General features: G+C 68.1%; 19 protein-coding genes. 12 read left to right on the forward strand and 7 right to left on the reverse strand.

The features are described 5' to 3' along the window. Nucleotides 1-154: 154 nt before the first annotated feature. The 9 genes from BVIR_RS09150 to BVIR_RS09185 all read left to right on the forward strand — a co-directional run bounded on the left by BVIR_RS09150 (nucleotide 155) and on the right by BVIR_RS09185 (nucleotide 10,043). Nucleotides 155-1,252, forward strand: coding sequence for a LysR family transcriptional regulator (locus BVIR_RS09150; protein ID WP_082416897.1), 1,098 nt, complete (start codon nucleotides 155-157; stop codon nucleotides 1,250-1,252). 166 nt (nucleotides 1,253-1,418) lie between these two features. Further along, nucleotides 1,419-1,850 (forward strand): helix-turn-helix domain-containing protein, encoded by a 432-nt coding sequence (locus BVIR_RS09155; protein WP_236823582.1) that lies wholly within the window; start codon nucleotides 1,419-1,421, stop codon nucleotides 1,848-1,850. A 402-nt stretch (nucleotides 1,851-2,252) separates the two neighbouring features. Then, nucleotides 2,253-4,490: a heavy metal translocating P-type ATPase gene (locus BVIR_RS09160; protein ID WP_055037398.1), complete on the forward strand. Its 2,238-nt coding sequence runs from the start codon at nucleotides 2,253-2,255 to the stop codon at nucleotides 4,488-4,490. Nucleotides 4,491-4,762: 272 nt separating this feature from the next. Beyond that, a complete protein-coding gene (locus BVIR_RS16835; protein WP_156331036.1) occupies nucleotides 4,763-4,915 on the forward strand; it encodes a hypothetical protein in 153 nt (50 codons plus the stop codon). A 10-nt stretch (nucleotides 4,916-4,925) separates the two neighbouring features. Then, nucleotides 4,926-5,663, forward strand: coding sequence for a zinc ABC transporter ATP-binding protein AztA (aztA, locus tag BVIR_RS09165; protein WP_055037399.1), 738 nt, complete (start codon nucleotides 4,926-4,928; stop codon nucleotides 5,661-5,663). Nucleotides 5,664-5,866: 203 nt separating this feature from the next. Continuing rightward, complete coding sequence (locus BVIR_RS09170) at nucleotides 5,867-6,736, forward strand: metal ABC transporter permease (RefSeq protein ID WP_055037400.1); 870 nt, start codon at nucleotides 5,867-5,869, stop codon at nucleotides 6,734-6,736. 18 nt (nucleotides 6,737-6,754) lie between these two features. Continuing rightward, nucleotides 6,755-7,711, forward strand: coding sequence for a metal ABC transporter substrate-binding protein (locus BVIR_RS09175; protein WP_055037401.1), 957 nt, complete (start codon nucleotides 6,755-6,757; stop codon nucleotides 7,709-7,711). Nucleotides 7,712-7,914: 203 nt separating this feature from the next. After that, a complete protein-coding gene (locus tag BVIR_RS09180) occupies nucleotides 7,915-9,042 on the forward strand; it encodes a CobW family GTP-binding protein (RefSeq protein WP_055037402.1) in 1,128 nt (375 codons plus the stop codon). A gap of 2 nt (nucleotides 9,043-9,044) precedes the next feature. Continuing rightward, on the forward strand, nucleotides 9,045-10,043 hold the full coding sequence (locus BVIR_RS09185; protein ID WP_055037403.1) for a WD40 repeat domain-containing protein: 999 nt from the start codon (nucleotides 9,045-9,047) through the stop codon (nucleotides 10,041-10,043). Here the strand turns inward: BVIR_RS09185 and BVIR_RS09190 are convergent. Further along, nucleotides 10,001-10,663, reverse strand: a complete 663-nt coding sequence (locus BVIR_RS09190; RefSeq protein ID WP_055037404.1) for a biotin transporter BioY — start codon at nucleotides 10,661-10,663, stop codon at nucleotides 10,001-10,003. The genes BVIR_RS09185 and BVIR_RS09190 overlap by 43 nt on opposite strands. 188 nt (nucleotides 10,664-10,851) lie before the next feature. Here BVIR_RS09190 and BVIR_RS09195 point away from each other — a divergent pair, with 188 nt between their 5' ends. Continuing rightward, the gene (locus tag BVIR_RS09195; protein ID WP_055037405.1) at nucleotides 10,852-11,772 is read left to right on the forward strand and encodes an MBL fold metallo-hydrolase; all 921 of its coding nucleotides are present in this window, start codon (nucleotides 10,852-10,854) and stop codon (nucleotides 11,770-11,772) included. Nucleotides 11,773-11,819: 47 nt separating this feature from the next. Here BVIR_RS09195 and BVIR_RS09200 read toward each other — a convergent pair whose 3' ends face one another. The 3 genes from BVIR_RS09200 to BVIR_RS09210 form a co-directional block, all read right to left on the reverse strand. Beyond that, a complete protein-coding gene (locus BVIR_RS09200) occupies nucleotides 11,820-13,121 on the reverse strand; it encodes a hemolysin family protein (RefSeq protein WP_055037406.1) in 1,302 nt (433 codons plus the stop codon). A gap of 152 nt (nucleotides 13,122-13,273) precedes the next feature. Further along, nucleotides 13,274-14,053: a DUF1499 domain-containing protein gene (locus BVIR_RS09205; RefSeq protein WP_055037407.1), complete on the reverse strand. Its 780-nt coding sequence runs from the start codon at nucleotides 14,051-14,053 to the stop codon at nucleotides 13,274-13,276. Nucleotides 14,054-14,138: 85 nt separating this feature from the next. Beyond that, nucleotides 14,139-14,843, reverse strand: coding sequence for an HAD family hydrolase (locus tag BVIR_RS09210; protein WP_055037408.1), 705 nt, complete (start codon nucleotides 14,841-14,843; stop codon nucleotides 14,139-14,141). A 200-nt stretch (nucleotides 14,844-15,043) separates the two neighbouring features. Here BVIR_RS09210 and BVIR_RS09215 point away from each other — a divergent pair, with 200 nt between their 5' ends. After that, on the forward strand, nucleotides 15,044-16,519 hold the full coding sequence (locus BVIR_RS09215; protein WP_055037409.1) for an amidase: 1,476 nt from the start codon (nucleotides 15,044-15,046) through the stop codon (nucleotides 16,517-16,519). A gap of 55 nt (nucleotides 16,520-16,574) precedes the next feature. Here BVIR_RS09215 and BVIR_RS09220 read toward each other — a convergent pair whose 3' ends face one another. Then, entirely contained in the window at nucleotides 16,575-17,780 is a 1,206-nt protein-coding gene (locus tag BVIR_RS09220; protein WP_236823583.1) for a magnesium transporter CorA family protein, read from the reverse strand. A gap of 290 nt (nucleotides 17,781-18,070) precedes the next feature. Then, nucleotides 18,071-18,274 (reverse strand): hypothetical protein, encoded by a 204-nt coding sequence (locus BVIR_RS09225; protein WP_145912009.1) that lies wholly within the window; start codon nucleotides 18,272-18,274, stop codon nucleotides 18,071-18,073. A gap of 509 nt (nucleotides 18,275-18,783) precedes the next feature. Between BVIR_RS09225 and BVIR_RS09230 the strand changes: the two genes are divergently transcribed. Further along, entirely contained in the window at nucleotides 18,784-19,398 is a 615-nt protein-coding gene (locus BVIR_RS09230; RefSeq protein WP_055038796.1) for a L,D-transpeptidase, read from the forward strand. Nucleotides 19,399-19,606: 208 nt separating this feature from the next. On the opposite strand, the gene BVIR_RS09235 is transcribed toward BVIR_RS09230, so the two are convergent. Beyond that, on the reverse strand, nucleotides 19,607-20,470 hold the full coding sequence (locus tag BVIR_RS09235) for a metallophosphoesterase (protein ID WP_055037411.1): 864 nt from the start codon (nucleotides 20,468-20,470) through the stop codon (nucleotides 19,607-19,609). Nucleotides 20,471-20,506 lie beyond the last annotated feature (36 nt).

Genomic DNA, 20,506 nt, shown 5'->3' on the forward strand with positions numbered 1-20,506 from the left:
ATCAAGTTCGTTCACGATACGGCGCGACGGCCGTATTCTTTGTCCCCTCTTGGCATGAAGCTTAACAATACGGGGATCATGGGCTGTCATGGGACTACCCCTGGGCTGTAATCTTGTTCATACTGCCAAGATATAAATAAAGGAGGTGTACTGTATGTATGCGCGGCGCGAACGGCGTGTGCCGGGAACGGAACACAAGCGGCCGACGCCGATCAGCGCACCGCCCGACTGGGAGGCCATCCGGCTGTTTCTGGAGGTGACGCGCCAGGGCAGCTTTCGTTCGGCGTCAGAGCTGCTCGGGCTGTCGGTCAACGCGCTGCGTCGGCGCATCAACGAACTCGAAAGCGACCTCGGCGTTAAGCTGCTCACCCGCCACGTCGACGGCGTTCGCGCCACCGCCGAGGGCGAGCATATCCTCGCGGCGGCGCAACGCATGGAACAGGCCTCGTTCGGCTTGGTGCGCGCCCGCGACCAGATCGAACCGGCGATCGCCGGCGAGGTCCGCCTTGCCGTCACCGAGGGGCTCGGCACGTTCTGGGTGGTGCCGCGGCTGGTCGAGTTCCAGCGCAGCTACCCGCGTCTTCTGGTTGACATATCGTGCGCCATGCAATCAGCAGATGTACTGAGGCTGGAGGCTGACGTTGCCATCCAGCTCACCCGGCCGACCGCGAAGGACCTCAAGGTGGTCAAGATCGGCCGCCTCCACGTCATGCCGTTCGTCGCCAAATCGTACCTGGACGTTTACGGATGCCCGCAGACCGTGGAGGATCTGCTGAATCACCGCATCGTGCTGCAGCTTGCCGATCAGGTTGCGGCGCAGGCGGACTATAATGAGATATTCGCGGGCGTGCCCCAGCCCGGCTTCGTGGCTATCCGCTCCAATGTCAGCAGCACGCATTATTGGGCGATCGCCAAGGGCGCCGGGCTTGGACTGCTTCCGACCTATGCGCAAGCGATCAGCGCCCGCGTCGTCCCGGTCGACTTGCCGTTGCGCATGCAGTGCGATATCTGGCTGACCTATCATTCCGATGCGAATAAAATCCCCCGCGTTCGCCGGCTGATCGAATGGATCATGAAATCATTCGACCCGGAAAAATACCCTTGGTTTCGGGACGACTTTGTCCACCCGCGTGATTTCCCGAAGGATTTCGGCGGAAAACCACTGGTAAGTCTGTTTGAAGGCTTCTTCGGAGCGGACGACGTAACGGAAACGCGGTTTTCTTCCGGATCGACTGACTCGGATTCGGACTGACAAACTGAGCGACGAACGACAGCGGGCTGGCACCACGCTCGGACCGTTTCCGCTGGATGACGCTCGAAGGTGACAAACGCAGACTGGACTGGACACGGAGACGGGCTCCGACGCGGCCCAAGATGCGCAGGGATTTGGGCCATGCCGGATTTGGGGCAAGCCCGATTTGGCCGATCCTGATTTGAACGAACAGGGACTTGGACCGAAACGCATGCCGAGATTATCGCGTGATCCGCAGGACATTGAGGTCGGGCGCCGCATTCGGGCCCGCCGGCTCGAACTTGGCCTGTCGCTCAACGCCCTTGCCGTCCAGCTCGAACTCACCTTCCAGCAGGTGCAGAAATACGAGTCTGGCGCGAACCGCGTCGCCGCCAGCCGGCTGATGCGCATCGCCGAGGCGCTGCACGTTCCGCCGTCGTTCTTCTTCCCCCCTACGCAGGAATCGCTCGACACCAACTTCGAATTCCTGACCAGCGCCCGCGCCCTGCTGCTCGCCCGTGCCTTCGCGCAAATTCGCTGCGAGAACACCCAAGCCGCCATCGTCAGCCTGGTCGAGCAGATCGCCAAGGCACAGGCGGACGCAGAACGGTCCAACTGAGCAGGCAAAATCCGATCAAACCAGGCAGGGGGTTCTAAGCCTTTGAGTTATCGCATTCTCCGCAAAGTCGGTATCCGCTTTTGCGGAGAATGCTCTCAACCCCTGAATCCTCGCACGTCCTTCCGCAAGGCCGTTTCCTGCGGTTGACGAAGACGCTCGGCTTCCAACTGACGTTGCATTTGAACGGCCGTGGTCGTGGCCGGCCGTTGTTTCGGGCAAACACCTGCGCCGCATCACTCGTCTCCATATGGCGAGTTAACTTGCCAATGGCATGATTTCTGGGGAGCAGGTCATACCAAGGGCAGCGGCAGACGGCCGGAGGTTCGGCCCGTCCTACGGCCGCGAATCTGCGGCCTTCCGAGCAGTGGCTCGCGGCGGCTGCCGGCCTATATGATAGGTGCCATGACCATTGCCCAGCGCTTGTCCCCTGCCGACGCCGCCTCTGCCGGCACGATCGTGCTCGACATCAGCGGCATGACCTGCGCCGCCTGCTCGGCTCGGCTCGAGCGGGTATTGTCCCGCCTGCCCGGCGTCGAGGCGGTGTCGGTCAATCTGCCGCTCGAGCGCGCCGATATCCGCCTTGCCCCCGGCGGGCCGGACGTCGCCGCGCTGGTGGAGGCGGTCGAGCGCACCGGGTTCGGCGCCACGCCGCGCCTTCACGACGCTGCCGCCCGCAAGGCCGCCGAGGCCGAGCGCGAGGCCAAGCGCCGCGCCAGCGAACGCTGGACCCTCGCCGAGTTGATCTTCTCCGCCGCGCTGACGCTGCCGCTGGTGGCGCCGATGCTCGCCGCCCCGCTCGGGCTCGACCTTGCCCTCGGCCCCGGCGTGCAATTGGCGCTGGCGGCGCCGGTGCAGATCGTGGTCGGCGCCCGGTTCTATCGCGGCGCCTACAAGGCGCTACGCGCCGGCTCGGCCAACATGGACGTGCTGGTGGCGCTCGGCACCTCGGCCGCCTTCATCTTCAGCCTATGGATGATCGCCATCCACGGCCGCCACGTCCAAGGCCACCTTTATTTCGAGGGCGCCGCCGCGGTGATCACCTTCGTCATGCTCGGCAAGTGGCTGGAGGCCAAGGCCAAACGCGGCACCACCGAGGCGGTTCGCACGCTGATGACGCTGCGGCCCGAGCGGGCCGTGGTGCTGCGCGGCGGCGCCGAGCGCGAGGTCGACATCGATGAGGTGGCAAGCGGCGATATCGTGGTGGTCCGGCCAGGGACACGTTTTCCGGTCGATGGGGTCGTCGAAGACGGCGCCAGCGAGGCCGATGAGTCGCTGATCACCGGCGAGAGCCTGCCGGTGGCGAAGCATCCGGGCGACGGCGTCGCCTCCGGCGCGCTCAACGGCGCCGGCCGGTTGATGGTGCGGGCGGTCGCGGTCGGCGAGGACACCACGCTCGCCCGCATCACCCGGTTGGTCGAGGCGGCGCAAACCGGCAAGGCGCCGGTGCAGCGACTGGTCGACCGCGTCGCCGCCATCTTCGTGCCAGCGGTGGTGGCGATCGCGCTCGGCGCACTGATCGGCTGGCTACTCGGCGGCGCAACCTTCGAAGAGGCGCTGATGATCGCGGTCGCGGTGCTGGTGATCGCCTGTCCGTGCGCGCTGGGCCTCGCCACCCCGGCCGCGCTGGTGGCCGGCACCGGCGCCGCCGCGAAGGCCGGCATCCTGGTCAAGGACATCGAGGCGCTCGAGCGCGCCAGCGCCGTCGACACCGTGGTGTTCGACAAGACCGGCACGCTGACGCTGGGCCGCCCGGCGGTGACCGACATCGTCGCGGTCAACGGCGACGAGCGCGCGCTGCTCGCGGTCGCCGCCTCGCTGCAGGCGGCGAGTGAGCACCCCCTCGGCCGCGCGGTGGTCGCGGCAGCCGAGGCCCGCGGCCTGACGCTCAAGCCGGCGTCGCAGGCCGCCGCCGCGATCGGCCGCGGCCTGGTCGGCCAGGTGGCCGGCCGCACCATCGCCATTGGCAACCGCGACCTGATGGCCGAACGCGGTGTCGACCTGGCCGCGGTCGCCGGCGCGCTGGAGCAGATCGAGGACGAGGCCCGTACCGCCGCCATCGTCGCCATCGACGGCCAGGCGGTCGGCGTGCTCGGCTTCGCCGACCCGCTGCGGCCGGGTGCGGCCGAGGCGGTCGCCACGCTCAAGGCCCGCGGCGCCACCGTGCACATGCTGACCGGCGATCACCCCTCCGTCGCCGCCGCCATTGCCGCTGAGGCCGGGCTCGACGGCTTCGACGCCGAGGTCAAGCCGGCCGGCAAGACCGCCGCCCTGGCGGCGCTGGAGAAAGAGGGCCGCCACGTCGCGATGGTCGGCGACGGCATCAACGACGCCCCGGCGCTCGCGAGCGCCTCGCTCGGCATCGCGATGGGCACCGGCACCGACGCCGCCATCGCCGCCGCCGGGGTGACCTTGATGCGACCCGACCCGCGGCTGGTGCCGGCAGCGCTCGACATCGCCCGGCGCACGGTTGCCAAGATCCGGCAGAACCTGTTCTGGGCGTTCATCTACAACGTCATCGGCCTGCCGCTGGCGGCCCTCGGGTTCCTCACCCCGGCGGTGGCCGGCGCGGCGATGGCGATGTCCTCGGTGTCGGTGGTCACCAACTCGCTGCTGCTGAAGCGGTGGAAAAGCGGGCTGTGAGTGTCACGCCCGTCGTTCCCGGCCGAGCCGCAAGCGGCGAGGGGAAGGAAACCCAAGACACCGCATTGATCCGCAAGATGCGAAGGACCGCTGCAGCTTTGGCCGGGCGCATCGTCCCCAGGCGTCATGGTCCCTGGGTCGCCTTCCCTTGCGGCGCAAAGGCGCCGCTCGCCGGGGACGACGGGCCGAGGCGGCTCGTGCCTCCCATCACCACACTCGACAAACGCCATGTTATAGTATAACAGAGAAGCCATGTTGCTGATGGCTCGCCGATGACCGCGCACTCCGCCGGGCATTCTCACCCGTCCCGCGGCGTCGTTCGTATGTCGCCGTCGCTGCTGCGGATGTCGATCGCGGCGCGGCTGGGCGTTGCCACCGTGCTGGTGGCGGCGATCTGGTCGGCGGTGCTGTGGGCGATGACGTGATGGACGAGACATGTCGGTCCTGACCTTTTGCGCGCTGACACTCGGTTACGAGCGCCACCCTGCGGTTCACCACCTCACCGGTTCGGTCGCCGTGGGCGAGCTGCTCGCCGTGGTCGGCCCCAACGGCGCCGGAAAATCGACCCTGCTCAAGGGCATCGCCGGCGCGCTGAAGCCGCTGGAAGGCCGCGTCGACCGCGCCGGCCTCAAGGCCCGCGATGTCGCCTTCCTGCCGCAGATCGCCGAGCTCGACCGCTCGTTTCCGATCGCGGTCTACGACATGGTGGCGATGGGGCTGTGGCGCCGCACCGGCCTGTTCGGTGCCATCACTGCCGCCGACCGCGACCGCATCAAAGCGGCCATCGCCGCGGTGGGACTGGAAGGCTTTGAGAAACGCGCCATCGGCACGCTGTCGGGCGGCCAGATGCAGCGCACGCTGTTCGCCCGCCTGCTGCTGCAGGACGCCAAGCTGATCCTGCTCGATGAACCATTCACAGCCATCGATGCCCGTACCGCCGCCGACCTGATGGCGCTGGTCAAGCGCTGGCACCACGAGCAGCGCACCGTGCTCGCCGTGCTGCACGACCTGGAAGCGGTGAAGGCCAATTTCCCCACCACGCTGCTGCTCGCCCGCGAAGCCATCGCCTGGGGGCCGACGCACGAGGTGCTGACACCCGACAACATGCGGCGCGCCCAGCATATCACCGAAGCGTGGGACGACCGCGCCGGCGTCTGCGAGCGGGCGGCGTGAGCGGCATTTTCTTATCTTCCCTCTCCCCTTGCGGGCGAGGGTGCCCGAGCGGAGCGAGGGCGGGTGATGGGATTTTATCCGCCGACGACAAACACCCCTCACCCGGCTCGACCTCGCTTGACGCACGGCTTCGCCACCCTCTCCCGCAAGGGAAGAGGGAAGAACGCGGCTTCGCCGCGCCCGCTTTCGTTTGATCCATTTTTATGCTCCACGACCTCTTCATCGCCCCCTTCGAAGACTTCGAGTTCATGCGGCGGGCGCTGGTCGGCACGCTGGCGCTGGCGCTCGGCGCCGGACCGGTTGGCGTCTTCTTGATGCTGCGGCGGATGAGCCTCACCGGCGATGCGATGTCCCACGCCATCCTGCCGGGCGCGGCGGTCGGCTTTCTGGTGTCGGGGCTCGACCTGTTCGCAATGACGGCGGGTGGACTGATCGCCGGCGTGGTGGTGGCGGTGCTGGCCGGCCTCGTCGCCCGCGGTACCGAGCTGAAAGAGGACGCCTCGCTCGCGGTGTTCTATCTGGTGTCGCTGGCGCTCGGCGTCGTCATCGTCTCGTTGCGCGGCTCCAATGTCGACCTGTTCCATATCCTGTTCGGCAGCGTGCTGGCGCTCGACAACGCCACCATGATGCTGCTCGCCGCGGTGGCGTCGATCTCGCTGCTCACGCTGGCGGTGATCTGGCGGCCACTGGTGATGGAGTGCGTCGACCCCAATTTCCTGCGCTCGGTGTCCGGCGCCGGCGGGCCGGTGCATCTCACCTTCCTGGCGCTGGTGGTGCTGAATTTGGTGGGGGCGTTCCACGCGCTCGGCACACTGCTGGCGGTCGGGTTGATGATGCTGCCGGCGGCGGCCGCGCGGTTCTGGGCGCGCGATCTCACCGCCCTCACCGCCATCGCCGTCGTGGTGGGCATGGCGTCCGGCTATGCGGGCCTGCTGATCTCCTTTTCCACCGAGCTGCCGTCCGGCCCCGCCATCATCCTGGTCGCAGGCGGCATCTGCCTCGTTTCGATCCTGTTCGGCCCGGTCGGCGGCGTGCTCCGCCGGCTGGTGCCGAGCCATCACCTCGAAGCCTGACCCTCACAGGAGAATTCGATGTTCGACCGACGCTCCGTGCTGTTTGCCACCGTCGCCTCGGTGCTGCTCGCCACCGGTCCCGTCGCGGCCGAGGACACCGCGGCGGCGGCCAACCCGCCGAAGATCAAGGCGGTGGCCAGCTTCTCGATCCTTGGCGATTTCGTGAAGACGGTCGGCGGCGACCGGCTGGAGGTCACGACGCTGGTCGGCGCCAATGGCGACGCCCACGTCTATGCGCCCTCCCCGGCCGACGCCAAGACGCTGGCGGCAGCAAAGATCGTGTTCGTCAACGGCCTCAATTTCGAAGGCTGGCTCGACCGGCTGGTGAAGGCGTCCGGCACCAAGGCCACCGTCGTCACCACCACCACCGGCATCGCCCCGCTGAAGTCCGAGCACCACGACGACCACGATCACGATCATGGCCACAAGGACCACGACCACGGCGCGTTCGACCCGCATGCTTGGCAGTCGGTCGCCAACGCCAAGGTCTATGTTGCCAACATCCGCGATGCGCTGGTCGCGGCTGATCCGGCCGGCAAGGACGCCTATGAGGCCAATGCCAGTGCCTTTCTGTTGAAGCTCGACGCGCTGGAGGACGAGGCGAAGGCCGCCATCGCCCGCATCCCGGCCGAGCGGCGCCGCATCATCACCTCGCATGATGCCTTCCAGTATTTCGAGAAGGCCTACGGTGTCGAGTTCATCGCGCCGACCGGCGTCTCCACCGATTCCGAGGCCTCGGCCAAGGCGGTGGCCAAGATCATCACTCAGGTCAAAAAGCAGAACATCCCGGCGGTGTTCCTGGAAAACGTCACCGATCCGCGCCTGATCAAGCGCATTGCCGAGGAGACCGGCGCCAAGGTCGGCGGAACGCTGTACTCCGACGCTCTGACCGACACCGGTGGCGCCGCGCCCACGTACATCGATATGATGCGGCACAATATCGAGATGCTGACCGGCACGCTGGCTGCGAGCTGATCCCTCAGCCGTGACGATCGACGCTGTTGCCTCATGGTGAGAGGCTGCAAAGCAGCAGTCTTGAGAGCCGACGCCGATAATATGATACCAACGGCCCTGGATGCTGACGCAGCGGGCCGTTGGACCTGTTCCGCTGCGGCTTGCCGCGCCAGAGCCTCCCGCCCTAAAACCGTCTGACGGTTCCGAAACCTTTGGAAGCCCCGATGTCCGACAAGATTCCCGTCACCGTCCTCACCGGCTACCTCGGCGCCGGCAAGACCACGCTGCTCAACCGCATTCTGTCCGAGCCGCACGGCCAGCGCTTCGCTGTGATCGTCAACGAGTTCGGCGAGATCGGCATCGACAACGACCTCGTGGTTGGCGCCGACGAGGAAGTGTTCGAGATGAACAACGGCTGCATCTGCTGCACGGTGCGCGGCGACCTCATCCGCGTCATCGACGGACTGCTGCGCCGAAAGGGCAAGTTCGACGCCATCCTGATCGAGACCACCGGGCTCGCCGACCCGGCGCCGGTGGCGCAGACGTTCTTCGTCGACGACACCGTCCAGGCCAGGACCCGGCTCGACGCGGTGGTGACGGTGGCCGACGCCAAGTGGCTGTCGGAGCGCCTCAAGGACGCGCCGGAGGCCAAGAACCAGATCGCGTTTGCCGACGTGGTGCTGCTGAACAAGACCGACCTCGTGACACCCGACGAACTGGCCGAGGTCGAGGCGCGCATCCGCGGCCTCAACCCCTTCGCCCGGCTGCATCGCACCCAGCGCTGCGCCATTCCGCTGAATGAGGTGCTGGGGCGCGGTGCCTTCGACCTCGACCGCATCCTGACGCTGGAGCCGGACTTCCTGGAGGGCGAGGACGAGCAGGATCACGCCTGCGGCTGCGACCATGATCACGGGCATGGTGAGGACTGCGGCTGCGGCCACGAGCACGGCCATGACAAAAGCGACGACAAGGACTGTGGTTGCGGCTGCAGCGAGCGCGACGAGGCCGGCCGCATCGTTCACCGCCACGGCGGCCTGAAGCACGTCCACGACGAGGAGATCGACTCGGTCGCGCTCGAAACGGAGGCCCCGCTCGACCCCGAGAAATTCTTCCCCTGGATCCAGAACATGGTGGCGGTCGACGGCCCCAGCATTCTGCGCTCCAAAGGCATCCTGTCGTTCAAGGACGACCCCGACCGCTTCGTGTTCCAGGGCGTCCACATGATCCTCGACGGCGACCACCAGCGGGAGTGGGCCGAGGGCGAGCGGCGCTCCAGCCGCCTGGTCTTCATCGGCCGCAAGCTCGACCGCGCCAAGATCGAGGCTGGCTTCTCCGCCTGCATCGCCGCGTGACCATGTCGACCGAGCCGAACGCTCCGACCCCCTCGGTGGTCGACCGAGTGCGGGTGATCGAGCCGGGCGACGCCGTGGTGGCGTGCGCGGTCCTCGGCGAAACGCCAGTGCTGGCCCTCGGCGAGGGCGAATTGCTGTTCGCCGGCACCGAGGCCCGCCGGGTGACGGCGCACCCCGGCGGGGTGATCCTCGCCGCCGCTTCGGACGGCAGCCGCCTCCTCACCGGCGGCGACGACGGCCGCGTCGTTGAAACCATCGCCGACGGCACCACCCGCGAGTTGTTCTCCGGCAAGGCCTGGGTCGACACCGTCGCGCTCGGCCCGTCCGGGGCGGCGGCGTGGTCGGCCGGCAAGACGGTCTATGCGCTGACGGGAAAGGGCGAGCCGAAAACCCTGGTGGCGCCGTCCACCCCCGGCGGGATTGCCTTCGCGCCGAAAGGGCTGCGGCTCGCCATCGCCCATTATGGCGGGGTGACGCTGTGGTTCCCCAACGCCTCGACCAAGCCGGAGCGCCTGGAGTGGAAGGGCTCGCACCTGCCGGTGACCTGGAGCCCGGACGGGCGTTTTATCGTCACCGCGATGCACGAGCCGCAGCTTCACGGCTGGCGGGTCGCCGACGGCGCCAACATGCGGATGGCGGGCTACCCCGGACGGGTGCGCCAGATGAGCTGGACCGCCACGGGCAACGGCCTTGCCAGCGCCGGGGCACAATCGCTGATCGTGTGGCCGTTCACCGGCAAGGACGGGCCGATGGGCAAGCAGCCGGCGATCTTCGCGTCGGCCGCCAGCCGCATCTCGGCGGTGGCCTGTCATCCGGCCACCGAGATCACCGCGATCGGCTTCGAAGACGGGCTGATCCTGCTGGTCCGGCTGTCGGACGGTGCCGAGATCCTGGTCAAGCCGCCCGGCGCCGGCATGGTGACCGCGCTGGCGTGGGCGGCGCGGGGCTCCACCCTGGTCTACGGCACCGGGGGCGGCGCGGCGGGCGTGTTGACCCTGTAGCTCCTGGCCTTCTGGGCGCTGCGGTCGAGTCGCATCCGCACGGCATGCACCGCCACCGCGGCGATCGCCACCTTGACCGCCGCCCCGAGCAGCAGCGGCGCCAGCACCGCCAGCGCGCGCTCGATGCCGACGCCAGTGCCGCCATTCGGCAGATGGGCGCCAAACGCCAGCCACACCCCGCCGGCGGCGAGCAGCGCAAGGTGGGCGATCAGCATCGCCGCGCCGAGCTTCGGCAGCGAGCGGTCCCAGCCGCGCTCGGCAAAGCGCCCGACGCTGGCGGCCGCCAGCGCGAAGCCGGCGAGAAAGCCGCCGGTGGGCCCGAGCAGATATTGCGGTCCGGCAGTTGCCAGCGTCGCGTTGGCGAACACCGGCAGGCCGGCGACGCCGACGATGACGTAGAGCGCCACGCTGGCCACGCTGAGCCGCACGCCATAGACCGCGCCCAGCATCAGCACCGCCAGCGACTGCAGGCTCATCGGCACCGCGCCGAGCGGCAGCGTGATCTTGGCCGACGCCGCCAGCGTCGCCGCCCCGATCAGCGCCAGCGCGACAAAGCGGCGCTCCCGGCGCAGGTGGCGCGGCGGCCACAGGATATCCACCAGCAGTCGATGGCCATACATTCACGCTCTCCCGGTTCGCCGACAGCCGACCTGCGGCTGAAATCGAACGCCAGCCACCAAGTGCCGGATTCCATCTCCAGACTCAAATTCTTGCGACCCGCCGCCTCGCGGTCCGCCCCCGCTTTTGCCGACGGCGCCCCAAGCCTGTATTGCATTTGGTTCGCCCCGACAGATCAAGACCCCCGCCAATGAAACAGCCCCCGCCCGACGACATTGCCTTCGACAAGACCCCGGTGGCGCCCGGCAAGGTCGAGACCGTGGCGCCCGGCGTGCGCCGCCTGATCGCCGCCAATCCCGGCCCGTTCACGTTCACCGGCAGTTGTTCCTACATCGTCGGCAGCGGCAAGGTCGCGATCATCGATCCGGGACCGGACGATCCGGCCCACATCGCCAGCCTGCTGGAGGCGGTGCGCGGCGAGACGGTGAGCCACATCTTCGTCAGCCACACCCACCGCGACCATTCTGACGGGGTTGCGCCACTCAAGGCGGCGACCGGCGCCGACGTGATGGCCGCCGGCCCGCATCAGGCGGCGCGGCCGCTCCATATCGGCGAGATCAACCCGCTCGATGCGTCCTCCGACCACGATTTCCGCCCCGACACCGAGTTGCCGGACGGCGCGGTGGTCACCGGCCCCGATTGGACCGTCGAGGCCATCGCCACCCCCGGCCACACCGCCAACCACATGGTGTTCGCGCTGAAGGAAGCCGGCGCGCTGTTCACCGCCGACCACATCATGGCGTGGTCGACCTCGATCGTGGCGCCGCCCGACGGCGCGATGAGCGACTACATGGCCTCGCTCGCCAAGCTGCGCGGCAGGCCCGAGACCATCTACCTGCCCGGCCATGGCGCGCCGGCGCGCGAGGCGCCGCGGTTCCTGGAAAGCTACATCCGCCACCGCCAGGGCCGCGAAGCCTCGATCCTGCACCGGCTGCGCAAAGGCGAGGCCGACATCCCCACCCTGGTGCGGGCGATCTATATCGGCATCGACCCGCGGCTGATGGGCCCGGCCGGCCTGTCGGTGCTGGCGCACCTGGAGGATCTGGTGACGCGCGGCGTCGTCGTCACCGAGGGCGTGCCCTCGGTGAGCGGGCGGTATTGGGTGGCGTAATACCCGAGGCGCTGACGGCTAACCTTTCTCCGACAGCGGGCGGCAACTCACGCAACCCGGTGGCGCTTGGGCACACGCGACACCATCACCTTGTCGATGCGGCGGCCGTCGAGGTCGACCACCTCGAACCGCCAGCCATTGGCATCGATGTGCTCGCCGACCCCCGGCAGGTGGCCGAAGCGGTCGAGCAGGAAGCCGGCGATGGTGTGATAATCGCGGTTGTCGGGCAGCGGCAGGCCGATCAGGTCGCTGAGTTCGTCGACCGGCAGCGTGCCCGAGATCAAATAGGAGCCGTCCTCGCGCCGCACCACGTCGGGCTCGGCCGGGCCGGCGTCGGCCTGCAGCGACCCGACGATCGATTCCAGGATGTCGGCATTGGTGACCACGCCCTGGAAATAGCCGTACTCGTCATGAACCAGCCCAATATGCATCGGCGAGTGGCCAAGCAGTTCAACCACCGCCAGGGCATCGGCGGTTTCCGGAATTACCAACGCCGGACGGACCAAGGCGCGGATATCGAGCGGCTTGCGGTCCATGAACGAGTTGACGAGGTCCTTGGCCTGGATGACGCCGAGCACCTCGTCCGGGGTGCCGTCATAGACCGGGAGCCGCGAGTGGCCGCTGGCGATGATGTCGGCGCGGATGGTGTCCAGGTCGTCGCTGAGATTGATCATGTCGACTTCGGGGCGCGGCGTCATCACCGCCCGCACCGGGCGGTCGCCGAGCCGCATCACCGCCGCGATCATCTGCCGCTCGCCGGGCTCCAGCACGCCGGCGCTCTCGGCCTCCGCGATCAGCGCCTTGATCTCTTCCTCGGTGACGCGCTCGACAATCTCGCTGTCGTGGCCAAGCAGCCGCAGCACCACCTTGCCCGACTTGTTGAGCAACGCCACCACCGGCGAGGACACCACCGCGAGCACACGCATCGCCGGTGCCACCCGCGCCGCCACCGCCTCGGGATTGGACAGTGCCAACTGCTTGGGCACCAGTTCGCCGATGATCAGCGAACCGTAGGTGATCAGCGCGACCACGATGCCGACGCCAAGCGCGTCGGCGGCGCCGCTCGGAACGCCGAAGCCGAGGAGGAAATCGGTCAGCCTGAGGCCGATGGTTGCGCCCGAGAACGCGCCCGACAACACGCCGACCAAGGTGATGCCGATCTGCACCGTCGACAGGAACTTGCCGGGGTCGGAGGCCAGCAGCAGTGCCCGCTCGGCGCCGGGAACACCGCGTTCCGCCATCATCCGCAGCCGCGCCGGCCGCGACGACACCACCGCCAGCTCCGACATGGCGAGGAGGCCGTTGAGAATGATCAGAGCGACGACAAAGCCGATTTCGACGATCAACATAGTCGCCTCACATAGCATTCGAGCCCGCCGTCAGCGAGCGGACACATCGACAAAATGCAATACAGCAGCGGCAAAATCCGACACCGCGACGAAATGTTTTGTCTGGCCAAAGGCCTAACGCACTCGGCTCAGATTGCGATTCCGCGCGGCGATCAGCGCCGGGGCGGCTGCCATTCGTCGATGTCGGCGAGCAGGCTCTTGATTCTGCGCGCGTTGGCGCCAAGGTCGTGCAGGCCGATGCGGCTTGCCGAGCGCACGTCGATTCGCGAGCCCTCGGCCGTGGCGCGGATGCGCACCACCACGTCATCGCGGAAGCCGAACACCAGCGTTCGCACCACCGCCTCGATGCGGCCGTCGCGGCCCGGGCGGGGCGCCACCTGGTCGAGCACACGCCAGCGCCGTTTTTCGATCGCATCGCGGGCAGCCTGAAAAGCCTGTTCCGGCGGCCAATCCTTGAGCAGCGGCTTCAGGTCCGGATAGCCGGCCCGTTGCAGCGCCGCGGTTTCCGGGCCGGGATAGTTTGGCGGGTTGGCGTCGGGCGATCGCGCCACCGCGCCGGCGATGATGCTCGGCGGTTCGTTGAGATCGGTGGTGACGTCGTGGATCGCCGGCAGGCGGTAGGCGAACGCCGCCATCGCCGCGGGTCCTACCACCACGAGCAGCCCGATCATCAGCCCCGCCACCGCCCGGCCGAGGCCGCGATAGCCATCGTTCCAGATCGCCGCCAGCGCCGCGAGCGCCACCAGCACCGCCAACGCCGCCACCGCCACGCCAGCGGCGAACACGCCGAGCGCAGCGACGGTCTCGACGAGGCCGAGGCGCGACATCAGGATGCCCAGCGCCACCACCGGCAGCGAGAACAGCGCCAACCGCTGGCTCCAGATCGCCAGTTGCGAATAGCGCTCGACCGGTATCGCCCTGCGTCGGACCATCAAGCCGTTCCTGCCAGCCCGCCGAATTCCGGCGCCCAGCGGGTGTAGGCCGATTCGAGCGCCGCGGCACGAACCGGCGAATGGCTCACGCCAGCACCGCCGGCAGTTCGTCAAGTGCCGTCAGCACCACGTCGGCAAACGGCGCCAATTCCGCCCTGGCGGCCGTCCCGCGTGGGCCGGTGAGCACCGCCACCGCCAGCGCGCCGGCGGCGCGGGCCGCGTGCAAGTCGTGGAGGGAATCGCCGACCAGCGCGATCTGGTGCGGCGCAAGCCCTATGGCGTCGGCGAAGGCCGTGACCGGGCCTGGACCCGGCTTGCGGCCGTGGCCGGAATCCCAGCCTGAATAGAAGGCGAGATGACGGTCGAGGTCGAGCGCGGCCATCTGCGCCCGCGCGCTGGCCTCGGTGTCGTTGGTGGCGATGCCCATCGGCATGGCGCGCTCGGCAATGGCATCGAACACCCGCGCCGGCCGGCCGAGCGGCTTGAGGCAGGCCAGGCCGTGAACCAGGAACAATCGGTCCATCTCGGCGAAAAACGCCCCGTCCGCCGCCCGCCCCACCGCGGCCGCCCAGTCCGGACCGTAGTCGCCGGTGGAGCCGGCGATCACCGGCGAGGTGGCGCGGAAGCGCAGCGTCGCAACGTCGTAGTCCGACACCTCGATCAGTCGCGCCAGCCCGTGTTCGTCCGCCCCGGCCAGGTCGCGCATGATCGCGAGCCCGGCCGGACCCCAGGTGGCATCGAAATCGACGAGAGTGCCGTCCTTGTCGAACAGCACGGCCTGGATGGACATGGCGGCATCTTAAGCGATCGGACCTGCCGGGAGCCAGAGCCCCGACGGCGACGCGTAAGGCCAAGTGTCCGGCGGCCGGTCTCGGGCACGCAAAACAGATGCCAAGGCCCGATAAAACGCTCTAAAGTCGGACAACCATCGCGACGCCTCCGGCAACACGCAGGCGCCTTTGCGGCGAATGCCTTGTGCGGAGACCATTCATGAGCCTCGATCCGTTGCTGCTCGTCCCCGCGCATGTGCTGCTCGATCGCCTCGGCCACGGCGAGGCCTCGGCGGTGGAGCTGACCGAGGCGGCACTTGCCCGCATCGAAGCGCTCGACCCCCACCTCAATGCGGTGGTGACGCGCGACGCCATCGGCGCCCGCGCCGCGGCACGCGAGAGCGATGCCCGGCGGGCCGCCGGCCAGGCCGGCCCATTGGAGGGGCTGCCGATCACCATCAAGGATGCCTTCGCGGTCAAGGGGTTGCGCACGACGGGCGGAGTGCCGGCACTGTCGGCCTACGTGCCGGAGCAGGATGCCGCTGCGGTGGCACGGCTGCGCGGCGCCGGCGCGATCATCCTCGGCAAGACCAACGTGCCGCCCTACTCCGGCGATTTCGTCACCGACAACCCGATCTTCGGCCGCACCTCCAACCCGTGGGACCTTCGCCGCTCGCCCGGCGGCTCCTCCGGCGGCGCCGCGGCGGCGGTGGCCTGCGGCCTCAGCGCGTTCGAGCTTGGCTCCGACCTCGGCGGCTCGATCCGCTGGCCGGCGCACGCCTGCGGCCTGTTCGGTCTCAAGACCAGCTACGGCACCGTGCCGCTGGCCGGCATCGTTCCGCCGGCGCACGACCGCCTGCCCGAACTCGACCTGTGGGCAATCGGCCCGCTGGCCCGCTCCGCCCGCGACCTCGAATTGGTGCTGGACGTGTTGGCGCCGGCGGGCGACCGGCGTGGCGCCTTCACGCTCGATCTGCCCGAGCCCCGCCAGCGCGACGCCAAGGGCCTTTCCATAGCGCTGTGGGATGCCGACGGCTTCGCCCCGGTCGACTCCGCGGTGGCGCACGCCATCTCGGTCGCGGCCGGGCGGCTGGCGGAGGCCGGCGCCGTGGTCAATCTGGCCCGGCCGGCGGTGTCGCTGGCCGAGTGCTACGAGATTTACGCCATTCTCAACGCCGCGCAGTTCACCGCCGAGGTGCCGGACCGGCTCAGGCTGCGCCTTGCCTCGCGCATCGACGAGTTCGCGCCCGACGACATCTCCCACGCCGCGCTGCAGGCGCGCGGCGCCGGCCTGTCGTTTCACGACTGGCTGCTGATGACGGCGCGGCGGCAGGCGATGATGCGGGCGTGGCAGCGCTTCTTCGCCGATTACGACGCCATCCTGCTGCCACCCGCCCCGGTCGGGGCGGTGCCGCATCCCGGCACCGGCGAGCTGGCGAGCCGCACCCTCGACGTCGACGGCATGGCACGGCCCTGGCTCGATTTCCTGCTGTGGTCCTCGCTCGCCAGTCTCGCCCACCTGCCGGCTGCGGTGGCCCCGGTGGAGCGCGGGCCGGACGGCCTGCCGCGCGGAGTGCAGATCGTCTGTGCCGAGGGCAACGACCGCATGGCGGTGGCGATCGCCGCGGTGTTGGAGCAGCGCGGGTCGGCCTTCGTGCCGCCGCCGCTGGCGACAGAGGCCGTCCTCACGTTTTGAATCAGAGTCCGGTTCAGGCCGGAACCGTTTGATTTTCCAAGCGTTTCGGCAAAACCTACAGCCACTTCTTCCAGCGGAAGAACAGGTAGGGCAGCGCGGCGGCGAGCAGCATCAACACCACCGCCATCGGGTAGCCGAAGTGCCACTCGAGCTCAGGCATGAACTTGAAGTTCATGCCATACATCGAAGCGACCAGCGTCGGCGGCATCAACACCACCGACAGCACCGCGAAGATCTTGATGACGTCGTTCTGGTCGATGGTGACGAGGCCGAGCGTCGCGTCGAGTAGAAACTGCACCTTGTCGCCGAGATAACTGGCATGGTCCGTCAGTGAGGTGACGTCGCGACTCATCGACTTGATCTGGGCGCGCATATCCTTGGTGAGCTTCAGCGTGTCGCCCTCGTTCTGCATATAAAGCAGCAGCCGGCCGATCGACACCAGCGACTCGCGCGATTTCGAGCACAGGTCGCCGCGCCGCCCGACGCCGCGCAGGATGTGCTTGAAATCGACCTTTCCGGTGCCGCTGCGGGTGGTGGCGAACACTCGGGTCGAGGTGTTGTCGACTTCCGCCGATAGCCGCTCCAGCGTGTCGGCGGAGCGGTCGACGATGGCTTCCAGCAGGTCCATGAACACGTGAAGGCCGGTCACCGTGGCCGGGCAGTTGCGGGCCAGCTTGGCGCCGAGAATGGCGAACGGCCGCGGCTCGTCGTAGCGCACGGTGATCAGCTTGCCGCTTCGCAGGATGAAGGTGACCGGCGACAGCCGCGGCTGGGCGGTCTCCGACTGGCAAAGCAGCGTCGCCGTCATGTAGCGGGCGCCGCTCTCCTCGTAGAGCCGGCTGGACGGCTCGATCTCCTGCATTTCCTCGCGGGTCGGCACCTCGAAGCCGAGCAGTGCCTCGACCGCCTTGGCCTCAGCCGGGGTCGGCGAGATCAGGTCGAACCACACCCCGTTCGACGGCAGTTCCGGAAGGGTGATCTGCCGCCTCCTGCCGCCCGGCTCAGGCCGGCCGGCGGCCGGGCCGGCACCGTCGGGTGCGGCCTCGCTCTGGACCTGGGCGTCGCTGCTTTCGGCGACTTGCGCCAGCATGAAGTCCTGGCTGCGAAGCGCGTCCTGGCCCCGCAGCAACTCCTGCGCGGAGGACGCAGGATCGTCGTCTTGCAGATAAGACTGCGTCGCATCCGAAGCCGAGGTGTGCGTGTCCGGGGCGAGCGTCTCGAAGCCCTGGTCCGCCGCGCTGCGGCTTTCCGGGTCGGTCATATCGAGATCCGACCGAACCAAGTCCGAGCGGACGAGCGAAGCGCCGTTGGGCGTGAAGACGGCAAGCATGGTTCGGATCGCTGGTTTGGGGGTCGGCCGGCAGGCGGCAGGCTTATCCTACTCGGCCCGTGGCACCAACCGGGGAGGTCGCGATCTCTTCATGCCTTGATTTGCATGACGTTACTGTAACGCCGTAGCGGGGGCCGTCGGCCCTCGCCAGATCGGTCTTGGTCGGCCCGCAACGGGCCGACCCGGTCGAGTGGCCAGCGCCCGAGCGCCGCGCCGACAGATCAGCCGAGGAGGAGGATTTCGTCGGTGGTCAGCGTGCGCCGTTCGGGGGCCGGCGCATGATCGTTATTGCGCAACGGTCCGGCGAAACGAGCGGCGGCGGCAACGGCGGAGATGCCGATGCTCTGGTACTTCTCGTCGAGATTGGTCATCTCCGGAAGAGGCTCGCGCGAGGGCTCGGCGGTCACCGGTCGGCTGTCAGTCATAATCCTGCTCCGTCTTCGACGCCGGGATACGCCGGGCGCCCGCTCAACGTTTGAGCTTTAACTGCGGCGAAACTAGGCAGGTATCCGCATGGAAACGCAGCCGTTCAACGCGGCGAACGGTCACGGGGATAGTCGGCCGCCGTTAAGAAGGCGTGAACGGTTTGTGGGCTTGTGCTGGGGGACTCCGTCCGGTCGGCCGGAGAATCGTCGCCCGCCCCCGAAAATCCTGTGACCGAACAACGGCGTCCGGCAAAATCGCCTCTGGGGTTACACCGCGATGTTCCGGAAACCGTATCAGCGCCCCTTATCTTGAACGCATCGATCGGGCGCGATCACCGGCGTCCGGCGTCGTCGGACAATCGTGGGGCCATCTGCCGTCTCTACTGTGGCAGATCGGTAACACATTGATTTGTTTAAATCCTCAGGCAAGGGCTGCCCTGGCATGCAGGCGGTCGATCGGTTAAGCCCAAAGCCATCGTGACATGGTCGGGGCGAAGGTGGAGGAACCGATGCTGATGCGGATTGCAGGTGCGTTGCTGGCAGCAGCGCTCGCGGCCGGATGCAATTCGGTGTCGTACGACCCCGTTCCGGAGAGCAACTTCACGTCGCGTGACAAGCAGGAGTTCTCCCGACAGTCGTTCACCAACGTGCTGCCGGAGCCGGAGCACCTGCGTCAGATCGTGACCGACCCGACCCGCGAAAAGCCGGGCACCATCGTGGTCGACACCCAGAACCGCTGGCTCTATTTCGTGCTGCCGGAGGGCAAGGCCATCCGCTACGGCGTCGCCACCGGCAAGGAGGCGTTCGCGTGGTCCGGCGTCGCCAAGGTCGGCCGCAAGGAGCAGTGGCCGGGCTGGACGCCGACCGAAGGCATCCACAGCCGCATGCGTCAGGCCGGCTTCCGGCTGCCGAGCCACATGCCGGGCTCGGCCGAGAACCCGCTCGGCGCCCGCGCGCTCTATCTCTACGAGAACGGCCGCGACACCTTGTTCCGCATTCACGGCACCAACGAGCCGGAGTTGATCGGCTCGGCCGTGTCCTCCGGCTGCATCCGCATGCTGAACGCCGACGTCATCGACCTCTTCAACCGCACTCCGATGGGCGCGAAGGTCATCGTGATGTAATCCGGCCAAGCCTTGGCGGACTCGGAAGATCACCCCCGCTTCAGCGGGGGTTTTCGTTTGCGGGTTGACTTGGCCGCACCGCCAATCGCGCGCACACGGAAAACGGTCTGGATTATCCGACTTGACTGCTTCATGTCGGATAATCCAGGTCTTTGTTGTTTCGCATTATTCTTTCGCACAACCGGATCCCACTTGTGCGGAAAATGCTCTAGCCCAACGTTAGCAGCACGATTTCCGGTGGCACGCCGATCCGCATCGGGATGGTCGACAGTCCGAGCCCGCCGGACACCACGAGGTGGCGGCCGTCCTCGACGACGTGGCCGTAGGCAAAGCGGTTGCCGTACTTGGACGGCACGTGCGGCGAGAACCCGAACAGCCGCACCTGCCCGCCATGGGTGTGGCCCGACATCGTCAGCGACACCCGGTCAGGAACCCGCACGAACAAATCCGGCTCGTGGGCGGCCAGCAGCACCGGAGCGCCGAGCGGCACCTTCGCCAGCGTGCCAGGCAGGTCGTCGAAGCCACGGAAACGACCGCGGCCGAGCGGCACCGCGATCATGGAGGCGGTGCCGATCAGGAACACCGGCCCAGCCGGCGTCGGCACCGTCGCCACGCCGTTCTCCAACAGCGCAATGCCGGTGGCGGTGAAAGCGGCGCGGAACGGTACGACGCCGTGCCAGTAATCGTGATTGCCGAGGATGCCATAGACCCCGAGCGGCGCCGAAAGCTCCGCCAGCCGGGCAAAGGTCTCGTCCGGCTCGATGGCGCGGGTGACGAACCGGTGGTCGGCGCGGTAGTCGCCGAGCAGCACGATCAGGTCCGGCTTCAGCGCATTGGTGCGGGCGACGACCTCGGCAACGCGATCGATCGGCATGAACGGGTCGCCGGCATGGATGTCGGCGACCAGCGCGACGCGCATCCTGACTCCGCTCGGCCAGTGCGGCGGCGCGATGCGATACTCGGTCACATCCAGGCGTCGCACCGGCTCCAGCCACAAACCGTAGGCCGCCGTCGAAACGCCGGCACCGGCGAGCCCGAACATGGTTTTCAGCGCGCCACGCCGGGTGATCATCGGCAGCCCACACGGCTCGGCCGCGCCCCGCGTCCC

The organism is Blastochloris viridis, from assembly GCF_001402875.1.
In the GTDB taxonomy this organism is placed as follows: Bacteria; Pseudomonadota; Alphaproteobacteria; order Rhizobiales; family Xanthobacteraceae; genus Blastochloris; species Blastochloris viridis.